We start from the raw sequence: 24,332 nt of genomic DNA, 5'->3' as shown, positions 1-24,332 counted from the left end.
AAGAATGCGCTCCGTGATCGTGGACTGTGCGCTGTACCGCGACGGGCGAAGGACCGAGTGCTCCGGCCACTTCTCGGACGCGCTCGCCGAGGCGCGCGCCACCGGCGACGCGTTCGTCTGGATCGGTCTGTACGAGCCGACGGAGCCGGAGTTCGACCAGGTCAGCGAGGAGTTCGGGCTGCATCCGCTGGCGGTGGAGGACGCCCTGAAGGCGCATCAGCGGCCCAAGCTCGAAGTCTTCGACGACTCGCTCTTCGTGGTCCTGAAGCCGGTGGTGTACGAGCCGGAGAGCGACGTCGTCTCGTCCGGCGAGATCATGGTCTTCATCGGCGACTCCTTCGTGGTGACCGTCCGGCACGGCGAGGGGTCACCGCTCGCGGCCGTACGCCATCGCATGGAGGCGGACCCCGAGGTGCTCAGGCACGGCCCGACGTCCGTCCTGTACGCGATCGCCGACGCCACGGTCGACCACTACTTGGACGTGGCGGGCGAGCTGCAGACGGACCTGGAGGTCCTGGAGACGGAGGTCTTCTCGCCGGACCGCGGCGGCACCCGCAACTCGGCGTCGCGGATCTACACGTTCAAGCGTCAGATCGTCGAGTTCCGCCGGGCCACGGGACCGTTGGCGATGCCCATGATGCGCCTCTCCGGAGTAGGCCCTTTCGCGCCCGACGTGCCGTTCGTGGACGACACGGCCCGGCCGTTCTTCCGGGACGTCAGCGACCATCTGACGCGGGTGAACGACTCGGTGGACAGCCTCGACCGTCTGGTGTCCGACATCCTCTCCGCGCATCTGGCGCAGATGAGCGTGCGACAGAACGACGACATGCGGAAGATCTCGGCGTGGGCGGCGATGGTCGCGGTCCCCACGATGCTCGCGGGGGTCTACGGCATGAACTTCGACCACATGCCCGAGCTGCACTGGGTGTGGGCGTACCCGGCCGTGATCCTGCTGATGGCGGCGCTCGAAGTGTTCCTCTACCGGATGTTCAAGAGCCGCGACTGGCTCTAGGGGCGGCCGCGGCCGCGGTCAGGCGAACTCGGGCGCCGAGGTGGCGGGCCCGCCCAGCGCGTCACGCCGCTCGGGCATCTCCAGGGACACCATCCGCCGCCAGCCGCCAAGACGTTCGTACGCGTACACGCCGTGGATGCCCGCGGCGAGCACCGCCGACTTGGCCTTCGGCCAGCCCAAGATGCGCCCCATGTGGTCCATCACGGCGAGGCTGACGTCGCGGTAGACGCGGATCTCGGCGAGCGCGCACTCGCGCAGGGTGCGCTGGATGGCACGGCCGTGCCCGGCGTGGGCAAAGCGGAGCAACTCCTCGTGGCAGTACGCCAGATGGTTGTCCTCGTCGTTCGAGATCATCTTGACCGCGCGGCCGATGTCGGGGTGGTCGGAGAAGTACTTGCGCAGCAGCCGCATCTGCTCGGAGGCGCGCTGTTCGGTGACCCTGCTGTGCGCGAGGTACGTGACGATGTCCTGCACGGTCAGCGGCTCGTCGGCCTTCAGCTGCTCGTGCGCGAGGCCGATGCCGTGCTTCTCCAGAAGCATCGTGTAGTCGGTCTCGTGCGGGACCTCGACCGGTTCGAGGCCGCGCTTGCGCATCAGCGCGTTGAAGATCCGCCCGTGCTTGTCCTCGTCGGCGCCGTGCCGGACCACCTTGGGTGCCAGGGCGCGCTCGCTCGCGGGGATCAGCTCCGCGATGCGCCCGTTCTCCCAGCCACCCTGCGACTCGCCGCTGGCCGCGATGGAGCAGAACAGCCGGAACGACTCGTCGTTGTCGAGGATCTCGTCGAAGACACTCTTGGCCGAAAGCATCAGTGGCACCTCCATGCCCTCCGCGCGGACGTCCGCAAAGAACTAGTCAAAGGCGATGTCGACCTCCGGGCAACAGGGGTACGAGGCCGCTCCGCCAAACGGAGGACGGTCAAGGCCGGACCAGGCCGTAACCGACGGGCTCCACGGCGCGTTGTTCCCCGTGACGGCCGTGGCGGGGAAGACCCCCCGAGCCCCCACCACGGCCGCAGAAACTTTCCCCCTCCCCCTTACGCCAGTCCGGCGCGCTCCAGTGCTTCCGTGCCCGCGCGCAGGGCCTTGATCCGCTCTTCCAGGGTGAAGCCCGCCGGGGACAGCGTGAGGGTGGTGACGCCGGCCGCCGCGTAGGCCTGCATCCGCTCGGCGATGCGGTCCACTGAGCCGAGCAGCGTGGTCGAGTCGATCAGCTCGTGCGGCACCGCGGCCGCAGCGCCGTCCTTGTCGCCGGACAGGTACTTGTCCTGGATCGCGGCGGCTTCCTTCTCGTAGCCCATGCGCTGGGCGAGCTGGTTGTAGAAGTTCTGCTTGCGGCTGCCCATGCCGCCCACGTAGAGGGCGGTGTAGGGGCGGAACATGTCGGCGAGGCCGGGCACGTCGTCGCCGACCGCGAGCGGCAGCGTCGGGACGATGTCGAAGCCGTCCATGGTCTTGCCCGCCTTCTCGCGCCCGGCGCGCAGGTGGCGGATCGCGGTCTCCTCCAGGTGCTCGGCCGCAGGGAAGATCAACAGGGCGCCATCGGCGATCTCGCCGGTCTGCTCCAGGTTCTTGGGGCCGATCGCCGCGATGTACAGGGGGATGTGCTCGCGCTGCGGGTGGACGGTGAGCTTGAGGGGCTTGCCGGGGCCTTCCGGCAGCGGCAGCGTCCAGTGCTCGCCCTCGTAGGAGAGACGCTCGCGCGTCATCGCCTTGCGGACGATCTCGACGTACTCACGGGTGCGGGCGAGCGGCTTGTCGAACCTGACGCCGTACCAGCCCTCGGACACCTGCGGTCCGGAGACACCGAGGCCCAGGCGGAAGCGGCCGCCGGAGAGCGAGTCGAGCGTGGCGGCCGTCATGGCGGTCATCGCGGGCTGCCGGGCCGGGATCTGGAAGATCGCGGATCCGATGTCGATACGTTCGGTCTGTGCGGCCACCCAGGACAGCACCGTCGCGGCGTCCGAGCCGTACGCCTCGGCGGCCCAGCAGACCGCGTAGCCGAGCTTGTCGGCCTCCTTGGCGACGGCGAGATTGTCGCCGTCCATTCCCGCGCCCCAGTAGCCGAGGTTGATCCCGAGCTGCATGGCCGAATCCCCTTACTGCGCAGTAACGTCCCTGTGCCGGGGACTGTAGCGCGTGCCGGTGAGGGCCGTCAGGGGCGGGCGGACGGGTGGCGGAGTTGTCCACAGGCGCCGGTTTGCCCACAGCCCCACCCGCCGCGGGGGCCCGGCCAGTAATCTCAGCGCCCATGGAGCAGAGGCATCTCGGCCGTACCGGCCTTCGCGTGTCCCGGATCGGACTCGGCACCCTCACCTGGGGGCATACCGACGAGAGCGACGCCGCCGACCTGTTGAAGGTGTTCTGGGAAGCGGGCGGCAGCCTCGTCGACACGGCGGATGTGTACGGCGACGGGGAGGCCGAGTATCTGCTCGGCAGGCTCATAGAACGGCTCGTGCCGCGGCGTGACCTGGTCATCGCCACCAAGGCGGGCAGCGTCCCCGACCCGGAGCGACGCTTCGACGGCTCGCGGGGCCATCTGCTCTCCGCGCTCGACGCTTCGCTCGCCCGGCTCGGCACGGACCACGTCGACCTGTGGCAGGTGCACGCCTTCGACCCCGCCACACCGCTCGACGAGACGCTCCAGGCCCTGGACATCGCCGTCAGCAGCGGCCGCGCGCGCTATGCGGGCATCTCGAACTTCTCCGGCTGGCAGCTCGCCAAGGCGGCGACATGGCAGCTCGCGGCGCCGGGCACCCGCACCCGCCTGGCCAGTACGCAGATGGAGTACTCCCTGCTGCAGCGCGGCATCGAGCGCGAAGTGCTGCCCGCCGCGCAGGACCTGGGGGTGGGCCTGCTGCCGTCGTCGCCGCTGGGGCGCGGGGTGCTCACCGGCAAGTACCGGCACTCCACTCCCGCCGACTCGCGCGGCGGCTCCGAACATCTCGCACCGTTCGTCGCGCCGTATCTCGACGACGCCGCGAGCCGCATCGTCGACGCGGTCGCCACGGCGGCGGACGGCCTCGCCGCGACGCCCCTCCAAGTCGCCCTCGCCTGGGTGCGCGACCGCCCCGGAGTGACCGCGCCGATCGTCGGCGCGCGCAACGCGCAGCAGCTCACGGCCGCTTTGTCAGTGGAGACCCTTAGTCTTCCTGACGAGATCTGCCAGGCGCTCGACGATGTGTCGGCGCCCGTGCACCGCTACCCCGATCAGGACTGGAGCACGCTGTGAGTACGGAGCCGCCGACCGCTGCCGCGGAGGAAACCGCCACCCCCGAGGGCACCGAGCCGGAGACCCCGAGCGTGCCGGACGCGGACGCGCCCGAGGGCGATGCTGCTGCCGCGGGGGGCACCGCGGCAGCGGAGCTCTCCGCGGGCAAGATCGCCGCACGGAGCGTGCCGGACGCGGAGACGCAGGAGGGTGCGGGCGAGAGCGACGCGGGGGACGCTTCCACCACCGAAGCCGCCGCCGAAGCCAAGGAACTCTCCGAGACCGAAGCCGAGATCGCCGCCCAGCGTGAGCTGCGGGAGCGGATCGAGGAGCGCAAGGCCGCCAAGCACGGACCCGTCGACGCGGGGGCGAAGCTCAGCGGCAAGGCCGCCGACCTGCTGGCGGCCGTCCGGGCCGTGGAGAGCGGCGAGCAACCGGTGGCCAGCGCCTTCACCGAGCCCGCGCCGGCACCGCGCAGGGCGCCCGAGCCCCAGCCGGTGCGTCGGCCGCAGCCCGTGGCGGCCGCCGCGGGGCCCGACGACGAGGCCATCGAGGCGGTCCGTGCCGTGCTCGCCGAGGGCGGGGGCCCCGCAGCCCTCGCCTCGCGCACGGCGGCGGCGCTCGGCGAGGGGGCCGACGCTCAACTGCGGGACGACCCCTGGCAGTTGCTCCGGGTCGGCGGCGTGCGAACCGAGCAGGCAGACGGGTTCGCGCGGGCGCTGCTCGGCGCGGAGTGCGGGCCCGACGACGAGCGCAGGGGGCGCGCGATCACCGTATGGCTCCTGGAGCAGGCGGCCGTCGCCGGGCACACGGCCCTGGACGCGTCGGCGCTCACCGCCGCGCTCGGGCAGCGTGCCGTGCCGGACCCGGACGCGGCGGTCCAGGGTGCCATCGCGGAGGGCGACATCCTCGTCTTCCAGGACGCCATCGAGACGCCGGGAGCGCCTGCACCGGCACCGGCGGACGACGAGGGCGAGGGCGAGGAGACCGAGCGCCCGGTCCGCGTCCTGGTGGGCCTCGAGCAGTACGCACTGGCCGAGGAGAGCCTCGCCGACGGGCTCGCCCGGGTGATCAACTCCCTGCCGAAGGAGGACGGTTCGGGACCGTCGGCGGCCGACTGGGAGTCCGCCGCGGGCGAGGCGTCCGGTTCCACCGCCGAGCTGATCCGCGAGGTCGCCGGGCACGGGCTTGTCCTGCACACCGGCGGCGAAACGGCCCGCGCGGAGCCCGCCGCCCTGGCGGCCGCCGCCGAGGCGCTCGGCCTGCGGGTGTGCGCCGCCACGCACAGCACCGCGGGGCGCCGGCGCCTTGCCGGGCTCGTCGGCTCGGACGAGGCGGCCGCCGTGACCGTGGCGGGGCTGCTCTCCGGGGCGGAGGGGCCGGGGCGGGACAGGGACGGTGCGCTCGCCCTCGACCTCCTGGTGGTCCTGGACGCGCCGCAGCTGGACGTGGAGAGCGCCGCGATGCTGGTGGAGTCCCTGCCGGACGGCGCCCGTCTGGTGCTCAGCGGTGACCCGGGGGTGCTGTGGTCGGCGGGCCCCGGACGGGTCTTCGCGGACCTCGTCACGGCGCGCTGCTGCCCGCAGGTCGTCTCCCGCACGCCGGATCCGGGCCCCATCGGGGAGCTGGTCTCCGGTGTCGGCATCGGCGAGCTGAACCAGGTCGACGCGCCGGGCAAGGAGGTCGTGATCGTCCCCGTGCGGGACGCGGGCGAGGCGGTGCACCGCACGGTGCAGCTCGTGGCCGACTCGGTGCCGCGGGCGATCGGGGTGCCCCCGCAGGACACCCAGGTCGTCACCCCCGGGCACGGCGGGGCGGCGGGTACGCGCGCGTTGAACGCGGCGCTCAAGGAGCGGCTGAACCCCGGCCCCGGCCGGTTCGGCGGCTTCGACCCGGGCGACCGCGTCGCCCACGTCCCGGCGCCGGGCCGCACGACTCTGGGCCGGGTGGTCCGGGCCGACGCGGAGGGGCTGCACCTGGAGTGTGACGGCGCGCCCGTCGTCGTACCGAAGGAGCGGGTGGAGCAGACGGTCCGCCACGCCTGGGCGCTGACCGCGCACCAGGCGGTGGGTCTGACGTGGCCCGCGGTGGTCGTGGTGCTGCCGGGTGACGCGACGGCCGCGCTGACCCGGGCCTGGGTCTACACCGCGTTCAGCCGCGGAGAGCGCCACCTGTCGGTGGTCCAGGGCGCGGAACAGGCGCTGCCGCGGGCGGTGGCGGAAGTCCTCCCGAAGGACCGCACCACCCGCCTGCAGCCCCTCCTGCGCCCCCAGATCCCGTCCACCACCTGACCGCGGGCGGCCGGGGAGGCGGGGGAAACCCCGGCTCCCCGGCCTCCACCTTGGCCTGACCGCCTGGTCAATCGCTCACCCGGCGATTGGCGCTGTGCCCACCCGTTCCGCCCTGCGGAACGCCTGCCCACAGCAGCGGACGGCACCGCACCGCCCCCAGGCCCCCGGGCCCGCGGAAATCAGCGATCGGCGTCCAGCGGACTGCGGTCGTCGTCCACGTCGACGACGTCGACCGCGTCCGCCCCGCCCGCATCGTCCGCATCGTCGAGGTCATCGGCCTCGTCCAGCTCCTCCACCGCCTCCAGCGCCAGCGCGGCCGCCGCCGCGACCTCCGCGTCGAGGTCCTCGTCGTCCAGTTCGTCGTCGAAGACGGTGCTGACGTCGAAGCGGCAGACGATCCGGTGCGGGTCCGCCTGGTCGAAGGGGAGCTCGAGCCATTCCCCCGGCTCGGCGGGCTCGTCGAGGGCGGTCACCCAGAGCGTGGAGTCGCCCTCCTCCAGGCCGAACTCCTTGTGCCGGGAGGCGATTTCGTCCGGTTCGAACTCGCCGAAGAGCACGCCGAGCGCGGCGTGCACGCTGCTGCCGGCCGCCACGGCGGCCGGACTCTCGCCCGCCACCGTGTCCGCGTCGAGATCCGCGACCCGCTGGGCCTGGGCGAGCAGCCGATGCGGCTCCGCCACGGTGTAGTCCCTGCGGATCAGCACGCTGAGCGCGTTCGGCTCCTCGGGCCCCTGGTACGGCGGCACGTCGCCGTCCGCGCCGGGGATCTCGAAGGGCGTGACCTCGTCGTAGCGGTCGTAGAGCAGCTCGTCATAGGTCTCGGCCGCGGCGGCCAGCTCATTGAACGCTTCGTAGACGGCCGGGTCGTCCTCCCCCGACCTGCGTTCGACCGCGGCAAGGTGGCGGTCGAGCGCGGTCTTGACCGCCTCGGCGGCGGCACGTACCTCGGCAGCGGTGGGCTGCGCAGCATCAGACATAGTGCAGACGCTATCCGTACCGGGGCTGTACTTGCACAATAGATGCGATGCCGGAATACGAATTTGTCGACGTGTATGTGCCACGCGGGCTCACCCGCAAGGAAACCACGCGTCTGCTGACAGACCACGCGGAGTACGGACACTGGGAGTTGGACCGCCTGAGCCTGCACTCGGACGGCAGCCGCAGGGTGCGGCTGAAGCGGCGGATCATCCGCCAGCTGCGGGCCACTTGGTAACGCGAGACGGACACAGAGTGACTTGATACGTACGGAACGGAGTGGGCCCCGCCGAGGCGGGGCCCACTCCGTTCCGCGCTGACGCCCGGCGCCCGGCGCCCGCGATCAGGCCGCGGACCGCGCCCTGCGGTACAGCACCGTCCCCGCGAGCAGCATGCCCGCGCCCACCGGCAGCGCCACACCCACCGGCAGCGAGCTGCCGGTCTGAGCGAGCTGGTCGGAGCCCTTGGGCGGGGTGACGAGCTGCGTACCCGGCCGGTTCGGCTCGGTCCGGTCGCCCGGCGGCTTCTCCCCCGGCGTACCGGGGTCCTCCGGGTCGCCCGGTTCCTGCGGCTTCTCGGGCGGCTGAGGCTTGCCCGGCGGCTCCGTCGGCGGCTTCTCGCCGCCCGGCGGGGCCGCTTCGCCCGAGTCGTTGGCGCACTCGTTGCCGGTGGTCGCGTTGCCGAGACCGCCGATGGTGACGCTGTTGCCGCAGACGTTCACGGGCACGTCGACCGGCACCTGGACGCTGTTGCCGGAGCCGACGCCCGGCGAGTCACTGGTGTGCGCCTCGGCCTGCGCGCCGCCACCCGAGGGCCGCGCACCGCTGTCGCCCCTGTCCGAGGTGTTGGCGCAGCTGTTGCCCGCCGCGGGATTGAGTACGCCGACCACATTGACGCTGTTGCCGCACACGTTGACCGGAATGTCCACGGGGAGCTGCACGGAATTGCCGGAGAGTACCCCCGGCGAATCCGAACTGCTTCCGGCGGCGCCCGAGTCGGCCTGCGCGTAGCCACCGCCGATGGCGAGTACGCCGGTCGCGGCCGCCACTGTGATCAGGCCTTTTCGAGTGACCTGTCGCATAGGTTCTACCTGCCTTATGACCTTCTGGAATGCGCACGCGCCTTGGGGTACGTGCGCGGAATGCCCGAAGGCCCCGGAGCGCATGGCACGCACTCCGGGGCCGACCGACTCAGACCCTCATGGGGTGAGGCACAGCAACGTCACTTGTTGACGCAGGTGTTGCCGAAGGCGGGGTTCAGCAGCCCGATCACGGAGACCGTGTTGCCACAGACGTTCACCGGAACGTGCACCGGGGCCTGAACGACATTGCCCGAAAGCACACCGGGAGACTTCACGGCGGCACCCTGGGCACCGGCGTCGGCGACGGCCATGCCCGCACCCGCGAGCACCAGACCACCAGTGGCAGCCGCAGCAGCGACGACCTTCTTGATCATTATTCCTCCTTGTTGGCAATGCGATCCCAGCCGCGGACCGCACCACCTGTAACGAGGAGGAACTAATGAGGCTACGAGCTTATGGTCGCTTTCACTCTTTTCAGTCCGGTGCGTACGCGCTGACGATTACCGATGTGTCGTTTCAGCGCACAATACGGTCAATCGGGGGCGCGCGGACCGGCTTTCAGGACGCGTCGATGAACCGGTCGAGCACGCGCACGCCGAACTTCAAGCCGTCCACGGGCACTCGCTCATCCACGCCGTGGAACATGCCGGCGAAGTCCAGTTCCGGCGGCAGCTTCAGCGGCGCGAAGCCGAAGCCGCGGATGCCGAGGTCGTCGAAGGACTTGGCGTCCGTGCCCGCGGAGAGCATGTACGGGACGGCGCGGGCGATGGGGTCCTCGGCCTGCAGCGCCGTCTGCATGGCGTCGACGAGCGCGCCGTCGAAGGTGGTCTCCAGGGCCTTGTCCGCGTGCACGTCCTCGCGCTTCACGTTCGGGCCGAGAATCCGGTCCAGGTCGGCGAGGAACTCCTCCTCGTACCCCGGCAGGAAGCGCCCGTCGACATGCGCTGTCGCCTGCCCCGGAATGACGTTGACCTTGTAGCCCGCGCCCAGCTGGGTCGGGTTGGCGGTGTTCTGCAGCGAGGCGCCGATGAGCTTGGCGATGCCGCCGAGCTTGGCGAGCGTCTCGTCCATGTTCTCGGGGTCGAGCTCGGTGCCGAGGGCGTCGCCGAGCTCGTCGAGGAAGTGCCGCAGCGTCTTGGTGACCCGCACCGGGAACTTGTGCCGCCCCAACCGCCCGACCGCCTCGGACAGTTCGGTGATGGCGTTGTCCTTGTGGATCATCGAACCGTGGCCCGCGGTGCCGTCCACGGTCAGCTTCATCCAGTGCATGCCCTTCTGGGCCGTCTCGACGAGGTAGAGCCGCAGCTGCTCGTTGACGGTGAAGGAGAAGCCGCCGACCTCGCTGATCGCCTCCGTGACGCCGTCGAAGAGCTCCCGGTGGTTGTCGACCAGGTACCGGGCGCCGTACGTGCCGCCGGCCTCCTCGTCGGCCATGAACGACAGCACGATGTCGCGCGGGGGCTTGCGGCCGCTGCGCATGCGGTCGCGCACGACCGCGAGGGTCATCGCGTCCATGTCCTTCATGTCGACGGCGCCACGGCCCCAGACACAGCCGTCCGCGATCTCCCCGGAGAAGGGGTGGTGCGTCCAGTCCTGGGCGTTCGCCGGTACGACATCGGTGTGGCCGTGGATGAGCAGCGCGGGCCGGGAGCGGTCCTCGCCCTCGATGCGCGCCACCGTGGAGGCCCGTCCGGGGTGCGATTCGAAGATATGCGGCTCCAGACCCACCTCGGCGAGCTTCTCCGCGACGTACTCGGCCGCCTTGCGCTCGCCGGGGCCGGAGTGGTCGCCGTAGTTGCTGGTGTCGATGCGGATGAGATCGCGGCAGAGATCGACGACCTCGTCCTCGCCGGTCACGGGCTGCGACCGGTCCGTCTTGCCTGCCCTGTCGGCCCTGCTCGACTCGCTCACGCTGGTTCCTCCCGCTATCGCTCCTGGTGGTCCCCTTCATCCTCCCGCGCCCACCCCCTGACACCCAAGGCCGGGCACCGGCCGACATACGCCGTTCACGCGCGTGACCTGTGTGATCAGAGGGCCCCGAATGTTTGCTATGGTTTTCCACGTCGCCGCGGGAAACCGCGACAGACACCACCTGGTCCGGGTGGCGGAATGGCAGACGCGCTAGCTTGAGGTGCTAGTGCCCTTTATCGGGCGTGGGGGTTCAAGTCCCCCCTCGGACACAGAGTTACACCGCGAAGAGCGGGCCAGGATCTCCTGGCCCGCTCTTCGCGTCATGCTCCCTGGGCCCCACCAGTCTGGAGCGCGACCCACACCCCACAGCATCGACGTCCGGGAGCGGGGACTTCATCGAGCGGCCTCCAGGATGGCGGCGGACCGCTCCTTGAGATGGCGGATCAGGGCGATGACGAACGGCACGCCCTGCCGCTCCATCTCCTCGATCGCCCGGAAGCTGGACGCGAGGCGCCGCGTGTCCACCAGGACGGCCGCGCCGAGCGCCCCCTTGAACAGGCCGTTCCACAGGAACCGGAAGCGCTCCTGGCCCGGCGTGCCGAACAGGTAGAGCACCAGCTGTTCGTCGAGTCCGATCCGTCCGAAGTCCAGGCTGACCGTGGTCTCGGTCTTGTCCGCGACGCCGATGAGGTGGCCGACGTCGATGCTCGCCTGGGTCAGGGTCTCCTCGGTGGTGAGCGGTTTGATGTCGCTCACGGAGCGGACCATGGTGGTCTTGCCGGTGCCGAAGCCCCCGGCGATCATCACTTTGACCGAGCGGCTCTCGGCGGGCAGTTGTGAGCCATCTGTCGTCGGCTGGTCCGGACGGTCAAAGCCTTTGAACTCCAGTCCGAGATGGGCGCCCAGTTCGGCCACCGACAGTGGATCCCGGCACCGGCGGACGATCTCTTTGTGCTCGTGCTGCATGCCGTGGGCGAGGGAGGGGGCGGAGCGAGAGATGATGAGGGTCGCCACGTCGAGACCGGCGGCCGGCCCGCCGGGACCACTGCGACCGCCGGTGAGCACGTAGTAGCGCTCGAGACCGGGCGGTTCCGTGGGCCGTGGGGGGCCGGACCGGTGAGGGCCGCTCATCCAGACTGCTCCTCCTGGCGCGGAGTGGTGCCGAGGAGCTCACCCATCCTGCGGGACAGGTCCCTCATCTGGTGACCGAGCAGCCCTTGATCGAGCCCTTCCTTGGCGAGGACGCCGAGGTACGTCTCCACTCCGGCCCGCACCACGAACAGATGCCCGCCGTCCACGTCGTCCGGGTCGTCGGCTCCGTACGACGTGATGGCCTTGCCGTCGCTCGACGCGACCAGGGCGAAGCGGATCTCCTGGATGCTCTCGGTCAGATCGCGGAGCGCCCAGCTCACGTCGGTTTCGTGTTGCGTCATGTGGCTAGTCGCTCTCTTCGGTGCGGGGCTCGTCGGTCTCTCGTCCAGCGGTGGCGAAGGCCGCGTCCGGTGGCGCTACGGGCTGCGCGGGAGTGGCCGTCGTGGCTTCTGACCTGCTTTCGGCCCCTCTCGGGGAATCGGTGCGCCTTCTCCTGCGCCTGGGCAGGCCGCCCGGCGTGACATCCGCGGCGTCCTCGACATCGGTCTCTCCCGGCTGGGCGAGTACAGCGACGGGCTCGTCCTGACCGGCGGGCGGCTGGGGCTTCATCTGGGCTTCAGTCGGTCCCGTCACCGAGACGGCGGGTAGCGGGCTGAAGTACGACTCCTGTCACTGACGTCCAGGACGGTCCGTGCCGCCGAGCACGCCGATGCTGGCGGCCAGACAGTCGGCGGGGCCGATCGCCTGGTCGAGCTCCATCAGGCCCTGGGCGACGGCCGGGGTCCTGCCGTGCTCGCCCTGCATCTCGTGCAGACGGCCACGGATCTTTCCGGTCAGTACGTGGATCCGGCTTCCGATGCTGATGACGACCTGCTCGGCGGAGGTGCTGCGGTTGAACTCTTCCTCGACCGCGATCAGGGCGGTTCGCAGGACCTTGCGGAGTTCGAGCCTGAACTCCGGTGTGATCTCGGTCTCTCGATCGGGCGCGAGCGGCATGACGTCGTCGATCGCCTCGCAGGCCCTCGAAGGCCTTGGGCAGGAAGTCGTCCGCCAAGCGGGCCATGAGGGCCTGCTGCCGGTCGAGCCGCCACTGCCACGCCTTTGCGTGATCCCCCGTGCGACAGAGCGACAGCGCCGCGGGACGCGACAGACCGCAAATCGGGTCAACTCGGGGTGCCGGCACGGAGCTTATCGGGTAGGCAGTGGTATCGATCAACCCTGTGGGTTACTGACCGAGGGCCGTGGGTGATCTTCGGCCAAGGGAGGGTGAGTTGGACGGTATGAGGGCTAGTCGTCCCACAGCTCCCCGTGCCGGCGATGCGCGTCCGTCAGGCCGTTCGTGAAGTACTTCTCGTAGTAGGGCCGCTCCACGTGGTGCGCCTGCAGCCAGACGCCGGGGACGTGGATCGCGTCCGTGTGCGCGGGGAAGCGGCGGTGGGTGCGCAGGATGTACGCGCAGATGTCGCGGGCGCATTCGACGACCCGGTCCTCGTACTCGCTCGCCTCCGCCAGGTAGCGCCGGCCGTAGTCCTCGCGGTAGATGCGGGAGAAGACGTCCTTGTCGCCGTAGACGCCGCCGGGGCCGAACTTCTCGCGGATGACGGCATCCACCGCGTCGGACATCGACGCGAACGCGGGCGGGCACATGGCGGAGATCAGCTGCTCGCCATTCGGTGCCTTGAGGCCCACCGGGTGCGAGCGGACGTTGGCGTACTTGGGAAGAGGGATGTGCCAGCGCCACAGGTCGGCGATGCGCCAGCGCGGGGTGACGAAGGTGAAGCCCAGCATCTTGCCGTAGGCGCGGCTGAACTTCGGGTCGCCCAGGGCTATTTGGGGGTTGATGGAGGCGTGGATCCAGGCGCCGAGGCCCATCGCGTCGGCCACCAGCATGAGGTTCTGGAGGAGCAGGTCCGCCTCGATCTGGGTGCGCAGGGGGCCGAGCGCACCCAGGGGCAGTTTCAGCTTCTCGTTCAGGAAGCCGTTGCGGATCCACTTCTTCACGCCCGCCGGGCGGTAGAAGTTGCGGTCGTCGACCAGGGTGGGGCGGGCGCCGTCCGGCTGCGTGAGCAGGTACATCAGGGCGTTGATGTACTGGTGGGAGAGGTCCACCACCGGGAACAGCAGCGTCGTACCGGGAAGGTTGGACAGGAAGCGGTTCGAGTCCAGGTAGGCGGGGAAGTCCCGCAGGCCCTCGGCGACGTCGAGACGGTGGTCGAGGACCTGGACCTTGGACTGCCGTGCGCGGTCGGTCAGGGTCAGCGCGTCGAAGGGTTCCCCGGGCGCCGGGTCCAGCTTGCGCAGGTAGTACGTCCCCGTGTCGTTGATCAGGAAGAAGTGCGTGCCCTGCGCGTTGTCGGGGCTGCCTGCCGTGCGCCCCGCCATCGTCAGGTTCGGCTTCGCCATGATCGGTTTGCCGTTGCGGGGGTCGTCGAAGGGGCGGTCCGGCATCGTCAGACCGGTGCAGCCGGTCAGGGCGATCAGGACCGCCTCCTCCAGTTCGGTGAGCGGCTGCGGGGCCTGCTCGGACACGTGACTCATCGACCCCGCGGGGACGTTGGCGCCGCGGCTCACCCGGTGGGTGCGGCGGCGCCAGACCGTCTCCAGGAGGGGGCGTACGAAGAGGTCGTCGAGCCCCGGGTGGTGCCCGTCCGCCCGGGGCCCGTCCCCGCCGTCATCCCGCGGCATCGCTGCCGCCGTCCCGCATCGGCTGCACCTGCCGCCACGGCGCGAACGCGCTCGCGTCGCGCGGCAGCAGCCCCGCGAGGTCCGGGGCGTGCCGCAGGATGACGGATTTCATGCCGCCCTTCTCGACCCAGTCCATGCCGAGCGGCGTGTAGATCTCGGGGCGGTAGTCGACGGTCAGGAAGCGGTCGCTCTGCAGGCGGCGCGTGGCCATCAGGATGAAGATGCGGAAGGCGGTGTCGCTGAAGCCGAAGCCGGTCGGCGGGTTCTCGGCGAACAGGCCGACCACAGTGTCGATCTCGTCGACCGAGTCGTAGACGTCCTTGAGGCGCGCGAGGGTCTCGGGGTCCTGGGTCAGGTCCTCGAAGCGGCTGATCCGCGGCTTGTGCAGGCCCGCGCGGAAGTCGTTGTAGCGCGGCACGCCCCGCCTGCGGGTGCGCACGAGGTCGACGACGGACAGGTCGATGATCTCCCCGTCGCGCTCGAAGCGCTGCAGCGCGCGCGGGAAGTTGTTCAGGGTGATCGCGCCGGGGTGGGCGATGCCGAAGGAGTAGAGGGTGTCGGCCAGGCCCGTCTTGCGGATGGCGGCCTCGGCGGCGGCGCCCTGGATGTCGTTGAAGCCGAGGCTCTCCAGGCGCTGCCCGAAGTGGTGCTCGCGCATCACGTAGTCGTCGGGGATCAGCGGATGCATCCGGTAGACGGTGACGAAGTCCTCGGTGAGGGAGTACGGCGCCGCGTGGTGGTCCGGCAGGGTCTTGGGGATGCCGGTCAGCGAGTGGGACTCCAGGAGCCACAGGCCCAGCTTGTTGAGCCAATTGTCGGGCGGGCCCTCCCAGTTGGTGTGCAGGCCGAGGTCGATGGCCTTGGTGGCGAGGATCGCCGGGGTCCACTCCACCGTGTGGATCTTGGCGATGAGGGCGGAGACGACCAGGCGTGCCGTGTGGTAGACGCTGTCCTCGCTCATCGCCGGGTACTCGCTGCGCAGCGCCGCGCAGACCGCGTTGTGCTCGCGGGCGAAGAGGGTGTGCATCGCGCTGAGGCCGAGCCACCAACTGTCGTTGAAGCCGGTGAGCGGGACGCCGTTCTGGCCGATGGGCAGATGCCCGTCCTCCAGGCGCAGGTCGGCGCCGCCGTCCGGGGCGCGCAGGAACCTGGCGGTGCGCTCGTCGGCGCCGTACACCTCGGAGCCGTCCCACCAGTGCGATGCGGTGTTGGCGAAGAGGACCGGGGGACGGTCGCCGGGTAGGCCAGGTAGGGGGCTGCCTTCGTTCTCGGCGAAGCGCATCACGTTCTCGGGGGGTCCGCCGGGGGTGTTGTGCCAGGTGCTGCCGGGCGGCAGCGGGACTTCGACGGTCTTGCCGCCGGCCGGGTAGCGGCGGTGGTTGACCCAGTCGTGGACCTGGAACTGGATCCAGGCGGCGGCCAGGATGTTGAGCGTGGTCGCCGGTACGAAGGTGTCGCGCTGCAGGAGTTCGCGGCTGACGGTGACCGGGTTCGGGGTGTCGAAGAGGTCGGGCCGGTAGTCCGGCTTCAGGTTGCGTCCGAAGGCCGCGCCGACGGCTCCCATGGACGGCGCGGAGAGATCGTTGTACGTGCCGTCGTAGGACCGGGCCGTGCGCAGCCGCTCGTCTACGGGCGCGGGCACGGGAACGGCCTTCGGGGGCGCCTCGTGCACGTCGGTGTCGATGAGGTTGAGGCGCCTGAGCACCTTGCGCAGGAAGACCAGGTTCAGCAGGCTCGGCTCCAACGGCAGCCGGTGCCAGGGGACATAGCGGTTGAGCGCGCGGAAGAAGCCGCCGACCGGGATGCCGAGCACCTTGTTGCGCAGCGGCTCCTGGGTGGTGAAGCGCAGCCCCTGGCGGTGGGCGGCGCTTGCTTCGTACGCGGCCTTGCGGGCGCGGTTGAGGTTGCCCAGGGGGCGGAACTCGTCGGTGGTGTACCAGGGGTTGAAGGCGAGCTCTTCGACGCGCCCGGCCGCGGCCTGCGCCTCGGCGGTGCTGATGTCCTGGCGTGGCACGGTGAGGCGCCCGATGGGCACCGCGGGGGTGATGGCGTCCTTCCAGTCCACGGAGCCGTCCTCGACGGGCGTGCGCCGCTCGTCGACGTAGCGCTGTACGCACAGTTCGAAGGCGACGTCCGACGTGACGAGGCGGTGGGCGAGTTCGCGGTGCAGGAAGCGGGGGTCGCGGCGCTCGGGCCTGGGCTCGGGGGCGCTGCCCACGACGGGGCGCAGCAGATAGCGGACCGGGCCCGCGTCACCCCACAGGATCGCGCCGCGGCTCCAATAGGTCTCCCTGGCAAGGCTGTCGACCTTGTGGCGGGTGGCGGCCTGGATGTTGCGGCGCATCCGCGTCGCGGCGGAGAGACCGACGGCGAGCGGAAGCTTCACGAACAGGCCCAGGGCCTTCTTCAGCGGGCTCGTCGCGCCCGCCATGGCCTTGGCGAAGGCGACGAACTCGCGGGCGTCACGGGCGTGCGACACCGGGTAGTTGGTGGCGAGCAGGTCGTGGCTCTCCTCGGCCGACACCGTCACCCGCACGGCGACGCCGCGCAGATCGGCCACCCCGTCGCCCTGCCGGATGCCGCTCGCGTTGGAGAGCCGCACGGTCGCCGGGTACTCGGCGCCGGGCCGGGCGAACCCGGTGCGCAGCGCATCGGGCAGATCGTCGCGGAAGGAGAGGCGGGCGTTCTCCACGCCGAGTGCGGACTTCGCGTGCTGGGTGCGGGCGAGCGAACCGGCGCCGCCCGCCCGCCGGTTCTTGACCTGAACCTTCATCAGTTCGTGTGCCAGGCGCTCGAAAAGCCGCCGCTCCGCCTCGGGGCTGCCGCCCACGTAACGCTCGTAACTCTGCTCGTACTGTCCGGTGTCGGCCATCAGGCGCTTCCTTCGCACGCAGGCGTACGGGACGGGGGCTAGGCCCTGTCGTCGGACTCCCGCCGTCCGCCTGAAGGGCGGGCCTCACGGCGTCTGGTGCGTGCTATCGGCGTGCCGGGCGGAAGCCCTCGTACTGGGCGTACTCGGGCTTTCGCCTGGTGCGGCGAGAGTACGTGCCAGGCGTCGCGGGGCAGGCGGGAGTCCGACGACAGGGCCTAGGACGCTAGTGGCGGCACCGGACGGCCGCAGCGCGGGATCTCGCCTATGTGTGGGGCCTGCGTCGCAGCTCGAACAGGCAGGCGGGCGGCGGTATTTGGGCCCGTCGGCGGGCCGTGGCGGGCCTGTGGCGTGGCGCGTGTGATCGTCCGCGAGTCCCTCTGGGGCCTCCACTCCCAGCAGCCCCAAGAGCGAGAGGGCGCTGATGGCCGGTCCCGTACGGGTCGCCGCGCGCCCCCCGCTACTCGATGAAGTCGCCGTCGACGTACACCCAGGCCCCGTGGACCCGCTCGAACCTGCTGCGCTCGTGCAGCGCGTCCTGGCGACCCCCGTCGGTGTACCGGGCCCGGAACTCGACCGTGCCCGTGCTGTGGAACGCCGTGCCTTCGGCGGTCGCCAGGATCTCCAGGCCCACCCAGCGCATGCCCGGATCGAACTCGACGCGGGGCGGCCGGGTCCTCGGGTGCCAGGTACGCAGGAGGTACGCCTCGTCCCGCTTCACGAAGGCGCTGTAGCGGGAGCGCATCAGCTCCTCGGGCACGGCGGCCTTCGCCTCGCCCCGGTGCAGCCGTCCGCAGCACGACTCGTACGGCTCGGGGTGCCCGCAGGGGCAGGTCTTGGGGCGGGTGGGGCGTCGGGACATGCGGCTCATTGTCCCCGACGGCCGGAAATGGCGCGGAGGGGGCGCCCCTTCAGGGGCGCGGGGAACTGCGCGACCAGCCACCACGCACCCGCAGATACAGACGACCCGCCCGCAGGGGAAGAGCCGCTACGGGGCAAGAATGTCCAGCTCGTGCAGCGCACCCACCGCGATCTCCCGCGTCAGCGCCTCCGCACGGGCCGCGTCCCCCTCCCGCACCGCCTCGGCGACCCGCACGTGCAACGTGACGGCAGCCGGATCCGGGTCCTCGAACATCACCTGGTGATGCGTACGGCCCGCGAGGACCTCGGCGACGACATCGCCGAGCCGGGCGAACATCTCGTTGCCCGACGCGTTCAGAACAATGCGGTGGAAGTTGATGTCGTGGAAGAGGTAGCCCTCCAGCTGCTGACCCCGCGAGGTGGCGACCATGCCGAGCGCACACTCCGTGAGGGCGGCGCACTGCTCGGGCGTGGCGTGCTCGGCGGCGAGCCCCGCGGCGACCGGTTCGACCGCCGAGCGCAGGACCGTGAGGGAGCGCAGCTGGCGCGGCCGGTCGGCGCCCGCGAGCCGCCACCGGATGACCTGCGGGTCGTAGACGTTCCACTCCTCGGTGGGCCGTACGGTCACGCCCACCCGGCGGCGGGACTCGACGAGGTGCATGGATTCGAGCACCCGCACGGCTTCCCTGATGACGGAACGTGACACCTCGAAGCGCTGCGCCAGTTCATCCGTGCGCAACACACTGCCCGGCGGGTACTCACCGCCGGTGATGGCGGGCCCGAGGCTTTCCAGTACACGAGCGTGCAGCCCACGGGCAGGTTCGGTCATGACGTCAGGGTATGTGGGGACCCTCGGGAACAAAAAGTCAGACTTTTGCGTCACAGACTCTTGAATTCGTCAGACCTAATGGGTTTCAGTGACGTGAACGGACCGTCGGCTCTCCCCCGACCGGCGGTCCGTGCACGACCGATGTCGATGACGTCGAAGATGTCGATGAGGACAGCGAGGCAGGACAGCGATGAGCACCCCACACGTCGTCGTAGTGATGGGCGTGGCAGGAACCGGCAAGACCACGATCGGCCCCCTGCTCGCAGATCGGCTCGGCGTTCCCTACGCCGAAGGCGACGACTTCCACCCCCCGGCGAACATCGCCAAGATGTCGGCCGGGACCCCGCTGACCGACGACGACCGCTGGCCCTGGCTCGACGCCATCGGCGCCTGGGCGCACGGCCGCGCCGGACGCGGCGGTGTGGTCAGCAGCTCGGCGCTCAAGCGGAGCTATCGCGACCGGCTGCGGGCCGAGGCCCCCGGCCTCGTCTTCGTCCACCTCACCGGCACCCGCGATCTCATCGAGGACCGGATGTCCCACCGGCAGGGCCACTTCATGCCGACGGCCCTCCTCGACTCGCAGTTCGCCACGCTCCAGCCGCTCGGCGCGGACGAGGCGGGCGTCGCCGTCGATGTCACCGGCACTCCCCAAGAGATCAGCGAGCGGGCGTACGAGGCCCTGCTCGCCCTCGACAAGTAGACCCGCCCGGCGGGTGGCTCCGCCGGCGGAAACCCCCCTCACACCCCCCGCACCCCCGTCCCCTCCCCCTGACGTACAAGGAAGACACCGTGACCGGTCTCAGCGTTGAGATGCTGGCAGCGGACCCCCTCGAGCCGATCACCTCCGCTGGCCATGCCCAGCTGGGAATCGCCGTCCTCGCGGGCATCGCCGTCATCGTCCTGCTCATCACGAAGTTCAAGCTGCACGCGTTCCTGGCCCTGACCATCGGGTCGCTCGCCCTCGGCGCCTTCGCGGGTGCTCCGCTCGACAAGGCGATCGTCAGCTTCACGACGGGGCTCGGTACCACGGTCGCGGGCGTGGGTGTCCTGATCGCCCTCGGCGCGATCCTCGGCAAGCTGCTCGCGGACTCCGGCGGCGCGGACCAGATCGTCGACACGATCCTGGCCAAGGCGGGGCGTTCCGGCGGGCGCTCGATGCCCTGGGCGATGGTCCTCATCGCCTCGGTGATCGGCCTTCCGCTCTTCTTCGAGGTCGGCATCGTGCTGCTGATCCCGGTCGTCCTGATGGTCGCCAAGCGCGGCAACTACTCCCTGATGCGGATCGGCATCCCGGCCCTCGCCGGCCTGTCCGTGATGCACGGCCTCATTCCACCGCACCCCGGTCCGCTCGTCGCGATCGACGCGGTGGGCGCGAACCTGGGGATCACGCTGGCGCTCGGCGTTCTGGTCGCCATCCCGACGGTGATCATCGCGGGTCCGGTCTTCTCGAAGTACGCCGCCCGCTGGGTCGACGTCCCGGTGCCCGACCGCATGATCCCCGAGCGCACCTCGGACAACCTGGACAAGCGCCCCAGCTTCGGCGCCTCCGTCGCGACCATCCTTCTTCCGGTGGTCATGATGCTGGCCAAGGCGCTGGTCGACATCATCGTCGACAACCCCGAGCACACCGTGCAGCGCGTCTTCGACGTCATCGGGTCGCCGCTGATCGCGCTGCTCACCGCGGTCATCGTGGGCATGTTCACGCTGGGCCGGGCGGCCGGCTTCACCAAGGACCGTCTCTCGACGACAGTCGAGAAGTCGCTCGCGCCGATCGCCGGTGTGCTGATGATCGTCGGTGCGGGTGGTGGCTTCAAGCAGACGCTGATCGACTCGGGTGTCGGTCAGATGGTCCTTGACATCTCCAAGGACTGGTCGATTCCGGCGCTGTTGCTGGCGTGGCTGATCGCTGTGGTGATCCGGCTCGCCACGGGGTCGGCGACGGTGGCCACGATCTCCGCGGCGGGGCTTGTGGCTCCGCTGGCGGCGGACATGTCCGACTCGCACACGGCGTTGCTGGTGCTGGCGATCGGTGCGGGGTCGCTGTTCTTCTCGCATGTGAACGATGCGGGGTTCTGGCTGGTGAAGGAGTACTTCGGGCTTGACGTGGGGCAGACGATCAAGACCTGGTCGGTCATGGAGACGATCATCTCCGTGGTCGCGGGTGGGTTCGTGCTGCTGCTTTCGCTGGTGCTTTAGCCGGGGTCAGGGCGGGGTTCTTTTCCCCAACCCCGCCCCTACCCGAATCACTTCCGGCTCCGCCGGCCGCGAGGTGGCCGCAGATCACCGCCTCCGGCGAGTTCGTCCTCAAACGCCGGACGGGCTGAAATACCTGCGGCCGGGCTCGAAGACCTACCGATGGGTGGGCGGGCAAGTGCCGGGTATCGGGCGGGTGGGCGGGAAACTCGCCGCGAAGCGGCGGTACGGCGGCGCGGCCGACGACGGCGCGTCGGCGGGCTGGGGCCGCTGCCGGGCAATCGGGTGGGTGGGCGGGAAAGATCCGCCGCGGAGCGGGGCGGTGGCTACCTGCGCCACAGTGGGTGTTCCCGTTGCGCCCACTCCGGGTCCACCGACCCGGTCCGCATTCCCCGCCTCGCCTCCGGGTCCCCCAGTGCCATCCCCACGTGCCCGGCAAGCACCACCCCCATCGCCAGGGCCAGCCAGTCGTGGACGAACGTGCTTCCCGTCCGCCAGGCCAGCGGGGCGACATGCGTGAACCACATCAGCAGGCCCGTGCCCAGCATCACCAGGACCGCCCCGCCGATCCAGCCGGCGTACAGCTTCTGCCCCGCGTTGAACTTGCCCGCGGGGCGCGGCGCGGCCCTGCGGCGCAGGGCGGACCGGAGCCAGACCTTGTCGTGCGCGCCGAAGCGGTTCAGGAGCCGCAGGTCGCCGCGGAAGGCGCGGGAGGCCAGGCCCGCCAGGAAGGGGGCCGGAAGCAGCAGGCCCGACCATGTGTGGAGGGTCACCACCAGGGCCCGGCGGCCGACCAGTTCGGCGAGGAACGGGAGGTAGAGGCAGGCCGCCGTCGCCACGCAGACGCCCATCAAGAGCGCCGTCAGTCGATGCGCCCACCGTTGCGCAGGGCTGAACCGCGCGACCTCAGACCGCCGTCGGCTCGTCGTCACGGCCATTCGAATCACCCACCCAGGCGTCCACGTCGTAACCCCGGCGCTCCCAGTACCCCGGCACCACCTCGTCGGTGAGCTCGATCCCGGAGAGCCACTTCGCCGACTTGTAGAAGTACATGGGGGCGACATAGAGGCGGACCGGGCCGCCGTGGCTGTGGCCCAGGTCCTTGTCCTGCATGCGCAGGGCCACCAGCACATCCGCCCGCCGCGCCTGCCGCAACGTCAGGCTCTCGCTGTACGTCCCGTCGAAGCAGGTGAAGCGCACGGCGCGGGCCGTGGGGCGCACGCCCGCCGCGTCCAGGAGCCGGGAGAGCCGTACGCCCTCGAAGGGGGTGCTCGGCACCCGCCAGCCCGTAACGCACTGGACGTCGCGGACCAGGCGGGTCTGCGGGAGGGCGCGCAGGTCCGCGAGCGAGTGCGTTGTCGGCCTGTCCACCAGGCCGTCGATCTTCAGGCGGTACGACGACGCGTCGCGGTGCGGGACGGACGAGGCCACCGAGTAGTAGCGGAAGCCGCCGCCGTTGGGGAGCAGGTCCGTCAGGCCGGTGGGGTCCTTGTCGGAGGCGGCGCCCAGGAAGGACTCCAGGCCCCGCTGGAGGGGCGGCGCGGCGGCCACGCCCGCGACGCCCAGGCCGAGCATCCCGAGGACAAGACGGCGGCCGACCGGTGCGCCGCCGCGCTCGCGTAGGTCTTCTTCGGGCTGGTGCGGATGGGGAGTTGTCACCCTTCGATTCGAGCACCCGCGGCCCCCGGGGTACAGGGGCCACGGGTGTCCGTCAGCGTTCCGTCATATCCGGACGCGCCGCCTTCTCCAGCTGGAACGCCTCGTTGCCCAGGCCGATCCTGGCGTGCGCGTCCGGCCTGGTGGAGCGCAGGACCGCGCCGTAGACCACGCCGATCAGGGCGGCCAGCAGGATGATGCCGGGCAGCACCCAGCTGAGCGTCGAGCCGGGGCCCGCGCCGACCAGGACGTCGAAGTCCTTGACCGTGTAGCCGGCGATGACGAGCAGGCCGATCGCGGCGAGCGCGGACGCGGTGATGCGCCAGGCCTGGGCGCGGGCGGCGCCGCGGCGCACGAAGAAGACGATAACCGCGACGGACGCCGTGGCCATGAGGAGGATGACGCCCAGGGCGCCGATGTTGCCGAGCCAGGTGAACAGGTGCAGGACCGGCGCGGTGGGGTCGCCGAACGGGCCGTCGTCGGTCACAGCGAAGGGCACCACGATCAGGACGGAGACGACCGTCTGGAGCAGGGAGCCGGTGCCGGGGGCGCCGGTGGAGGTGTTGGTCTTCCCGAAAGCGGCGGGCAGCAGTCCCTCGCGGCCCATGGCGAAGGCGTACCGCGCGACCACGTTGTGGAAGGAGAGGAGCGCGGCGAACATGCCCGTGACGAACAGGACATGGAGTACGTCGGTGAAGGTGGAGCCGAGCCGGGACTCGGTGAGCCCGAAGAGCAGCCCCGCGCTCTGTTCCTGTGCGGCGGAGACGATGCCGGACGGGCCCGCCGCCACCGTGAGCGCCCAGGAGCTGATCGCGAAGAAGACCGCGACGAAGCCCACCGCGAAGAACATCACGCGGGCGACGACGACCTGCGGACGGCTGGTCTCCTCGGCGTACACCGGCGCCTGTTCGAAGCCGAGGAAGGCCGCGATGCAGAAGCACAGGGCGGTGCCGAGGCCCGCGCCCGTCAGGGTGTCGGGGTTGAAGGCGTGCAGGGACAGGCCTTCCTTGGCCGGGTCGGCGATGGCCGCGATGTCGAAGATGACGACGAGCGCCACCTCGACCAGGAGCAGCACGCCGAGGACCCGCGCGTTCAGGTCGATCTTCAGCCAGGCGAGCACGCCGACGACGGCGACGGTGACAAGTGCCGGTATCCACCAGGCGACTTCGACCTCGAAGTACGTGTTGAGCAGCCCGGAGACCTCGAAGCCGAGGAGGCCGTAGAGGCCCGCCTGCAGCGCGCTGTACGCGACGAGCGCGACCAGCGAGGCGCCGGCGCCCGCGGTGCCGCCGAGGCCGCGCGATATGTACGCGTAGAAGGCGCCCGCGTTGTGCACGTGACGGCTCATCTCGGCGTACCCGAAGCTGAAGAGACCGAGGACCACGCCGAGAATGAGGAAGAGCAGCGGCTGTCCGACGACGCCCATCACGCCGTACGTCGTGGGCATGACACCGGCGACGACCATCAGGGGGCCTGTCGCGGCGAGCACGGAGAGCAGCAGTCCCGCGGTGCCGAGGCGGCCCGCGCGCAGGGCCCGCTCCTCGCCCACGTAAGTGCTGATCCCGCTGTCGGTGGCGGCGCTCGTGGCGGGTGCGCCGGCGGCTCTGCTGCCGCTCGTACTGCTCGAACTTCCCGTCGCCATGGCGCGGTGGTCCTTTCAGGGGGGACG

The 24,332-nt window shown here is 70.7% G+C and carries 22 protein-coding genes, 1 tRNA gene and 1 pseudogene; 7 read left to right on the top strand and 17 right to left on the bottom strand.

Going from position 1 to position 24,332, the window contains the following annotated elements; all coding sequences use genetic code 11:
* The first annotated feature begins 13 nt into the window (after window positions 1-13).
* Window positions 14-1,012, top strand: coding sequence for a magnesium/cobalt transporter CorA (gene corA / locus OG453_RS17395; protein ID WP_323178655.1), 999 nt, complete (start codon window positions 14-16; stop codon window positions 1,010-1,012).
* An 18-nt stretch (window positions 1,013-1,030) separates the two neighbouring features.
* Here the strand turns inward: corA and OG453_RS17390 are convergent, their stop codons facing one another.
* Both OG453_RS17390 and OG453_RS17385 read right to left on the bottom strand, forming a co-directional pair.
* Window positions 1,031-1,819, bottom strand: a complete 789-nt coding sequence (locus tag OG453_RS17390; RefSeq protein WP_266868798.1) for a ferritin-like domain-containing protein — start codon at window positions 1,817-1,819, stop codon at window positions 1,031-1,033.
* A gap of 227 nt (window positions 1,820-2,046) precedes the next feature.
* On the bottom strand, window positions 2,047-3,096 hold the full coding sequence (locus OG453_RS17385; protein ID WP_266868796.1) for an LLM class F420-dependent oxidoreductase: 1,050 nt from the start codon (window positions 3,094-3,096) through the stop codon (window positions 2,047-2,049).
* 164 nt (window positions 3,097-3,260) lie between these two features.
* Here OG453_RS17385 and OG453_RS17380 point away from each other — a divergent pair, with 164 nt between their 5' ends.
* On the top strand, window positions 3,261-4,241 hold the full coding sequence (locus OG453_RS17380; protein WP_266868795.1) for an aldo/keto reductase: 981 nt from the start codon (window positions 3,261-3,263) through the stop codon (window positions 4,239-4,241).
* Between the two features lie 149 nt (window positions 4,242-4,390).
* On the top strand, window positions 4,391-6,511 hold the full coding sequence (locus OG453_RS17375) for a helix-hairpin-helix domain-containing protein (RefSeq protein ID WP_266869910.1): 2,121 nt from the start codon (window positions 4,391-4,393) through the stop codon (window positions 6,509-6,511).
* Window positions 6,512-6,690: 179 nt separating this feature from the next.
* On the opposite strand, the gene OG453_RS17370 is transcribed toward OG453_RS17375, so the two are convergent.
* A complete protein-coding gene (locus tag OG453_RS17370) occupies window positions 6,691-7,488 on the bottom strand; it encodes a hypothetical protein (RefSeq protein ID WP_266868794.1) in 798 nt (265 codons plus the stop codon).
* Window positions 7,489-7,535: 47 nt separating this feature from the next.
* Here OG453_RS17370 and OG453_RS17365 point away from each other — a divergent pair, with 47 nt between their 5' ends.
* A complete protein-coding gene (locus OG453_RS17365) occupies window positions 7,536-7,724 on the top strand; it encodes a DUF5703 family protein (protein WP_266868793.1) in 189 nt (62 codons plus the stop codon).
* Between the two features lie 105 nt (window positions 7,725-7,829).
* On the opposite strand, the gene OG453_RS17360 is transcribed toward OG453_RS17365, so the two are convergent.
* From OG453_RS17360 to OG453_RS17350, 3 genes are all read right to left on the bottom strand, one after another.
* Window positions 7,830-8,567, bottom strand: a complete 738-nt coding sequence (locus tag OG453_RS17360; RefSeq protein WP_266868792.1) for a chaplin — start codon at window positions 8,565-8,567, stop codon at window positions 7,830-7,832.
* Window positions 8,568-8,707: 140 nt separating this feature from the next.
* A complete protein-coding gene (chpH, locus tag OG453_RS17355; RefSeq protein WP_266868791.1) occupies window positions 8,708-8,941 on the bottom strand; it encodes a chaplin ChpH in 234 nt (77 codons plus the stop codon).
* 184 nt (window positions 8,942-9,125) lie between these two features.
* Window positions 9,126-10,424, bottom strand: a complete 1,299-nt coding sequence (locus OG453_RS17350) for a M20/M25/M40 family metallo-hydrolase (RefSeq protein WP_266869909.1) — start codon at window positions 10,422-10,424, stop codon at window positions 9,126-9,128.
* 238 nt (window positions 10,425-10,662) lie between these two features.
* On the opposite strand from OG453_RS17350, the gene OG453_RS17345 reads away from it, so the two are divergent.
* Window positions 10,663-10,747 (top strand) — tRNA-Leu (locus OG453_RS17345).
* Between the two features lie 124 nt (window positions 10,748-10,871).
* Here OG453_RS17345 and OG453_RS17340 read toward each other — a convergent pair.
* The 8 genes and pseudogenes from OG453_RS17340 to OG453_RS17305 all read right to left on the bottom strand — a co-directional run bounded on the left by OG453_RS17340 (window position 10,872) and on the right by OG453_RS17305 (window position 18,814).
* Window positions 10,872-11,366: an ATP/GTP-binding protein gene (locus tag OG453_RS17340; protein WP_266869908.1), complete on the bottom strand. Its 495-nt coding sequence runs from the start codon at window positions 11,364-11,366 to the stop codon at window positions 10,872-10,874.
* 9 nt (window positions 11,367-11,375) lie between these two features.
* Window positions 11,376-11,609, bottom strand: a pseudogene (locus OG453_RS17335) (DUF742 domain-containing protein); the annotation flags it as partial.
* Entirely contained in the window at window positions 11,606-11,911 is a 306-nt protein-coding gene (locus tag OG453_RS17330) for a roadblock/LC7 domain-containing protein (protein ID WP_266868790.1), read from the bottom strand. The gene OG453_RS17330 and the pseudogene OG453_RS17335, both read right to left, overlap by 4 nt.
* A gap of 328 nt (window positions 11,912-12,239) precedes the next feature.
* Window positions 12,240-12,566: a hypothetical protein gene (locus OG453_RS17325; protein WP_266868788.1), complete on the bottom strand. Its 327-nt coding sequence runs from the start codon at window positions 12,564-12,566 to the stop codon at window positions 12,240-12,242.
* A 291-nt stretch (window positions 12,567-12,857) separates the two neighbouring features.
* Window positions 12,858-14,255: a hypothetical protein gene (locus OG453_RS17320; protein ID WP_266868787.1), complete on the bottom strand. Its 1,398-nt coding sequence runs from the start codon at window positions 14,253-14,255 to the stop codon at window positions 12,858-12,860.
* Window positions 14,242-17,127: a peroxidase family protein gene (locus tag OG453_RS17315; protein ID WP_266868786.1), complete on the bottom strand. Its 2,886-nt coding sequence runs from the start codon at window positions 17,125-17,127 to the stop codon at window positions 14,242-14,244. Before OG453_RS17315 ends, OG453_RS17320 begins: the two co-directional genes overlap by 14 nt.
* Window positions 17,128-17,584: 457 nt before the next feature.
* Window positions 17,585-17,995: a YchJ family protein gene (locus OG453_RS17310; protein WP_266868785.1), complete on the bottom strand. Its 411-nt coding sequence runs from the start codon at window positions 17,993-17,995 to the stop codon at window positions 17,585-17,587.
* A 117-nt stretch (window positions 17,996-18,112) separates the two neighbouring features.
* Window positions 18,113-18,814: a FadR/GntR family transcriptional regulator gene (locus tag OG453_RS17305; RefSeq protein ID WP_266868784.1), complete on the bottom strand. Its 702-nt coding sequence runs from the start codon at window positions 18,812-18,814 to the stop codon at window positions 18,113-18,115.
* Between the two features lie 190 nt (window positions 18,815-19,004).
* Between OG453_RS17305 and OG453_RS17300 the strand changes: the two genes are divergently transcribed.
* Both OG453_RS17300 and OG453_RS17295 read left to right on the top strand, forming a co-directional pair.
* Window positions 19,005-19,514 (top strand): gluconokinase, encoded by a 510-nt coding sequence (locus tag OG453_RS17300; protein WP_266868783.1) that lies wholly within the window; start codon window positions 19,005-19,007, stop codon window positions 19,512-19,514.
* Between the two features lie 89 nt (window positions 19,515-19,603).
* On the top strand, window positions 19,604-21,010 hold the full coding sequence (locus tag OG453_RS17295; RefSeq protein WP_266868782.1) for a gluconate:H+ symporter: 1,407 nt from the start codon (window positions 19,604-19,606) through the stop codon (window positions 21,008-21,010).
* 323 nt (window positions 21,011-21,333) lie between these two features.
* Here OG453_RS17295 and OG453_RS17290 read toward each other — a convergent pair whose 3' ends face one another.
* The 3 genes from OG453_RS17290 to OG453_RS17280 all read right to left on the bottom strand — a co-directional run bounded on the left by OG453_RS17290 (window position 21,334) and on the right by OG453_RS17280 (window position 24,305).
* Window positions 21,334-21,945 carry a cytochrome b/b6 domain-containing protein gene (locus OG453_RS17290; protein WP_266868780.1) on the bottom strand — a complete coding sequence of 204 codons (612 nt, stop codon included), beginning with the start codon at window positions 21,943-21,945 and terminating at the stop codon, window positions 21,334-21,336.
* Window positions 21,914-22,582, bottom strand: a complete 669-nt coding sequence (locus OG453_RS17285) for a molybdopterin-dependent oxidoreductase (RefSeq protein ID WP_266869907.1) — start codon at window positions 22,580-22,582, stop codon at window positions 21,914-21,916. Before OG453_RS17285 ends, OG453_RS17290 begins: the two co-directional genes overlap by 32 nt.
* Window positions 22,583-22,718: 136 nt before the next feature.
* Window positions 22,719-24,305, bottom strand: a complete 1,587-nt coding sequence (locus OG453_RS17280) for an APC family permease (RefSeq protein WP_266868779.1) — start codon at window positions 24,303-24,305, stop codon at window positions 22,719-22,721.
* Between the last annotated feature and the right edge of the window lie 27 nt (window positions 24,306-24,332).

The organism is Streptomyces sp. NBC_01381 (assembly GCF_026340305.1).
In the GTDB taxonomy this organism is placed as follows: Bacteria; Actinomycetota; Actinomycetes; order Streptomycetales; family Streptomycetaceae; genus Streptomyces.
The sequence above is the reverse complement of the archived record's forward strand: the minus strand, read 5'-3'. Positions and strand labels throughout refer to the sequence as shown.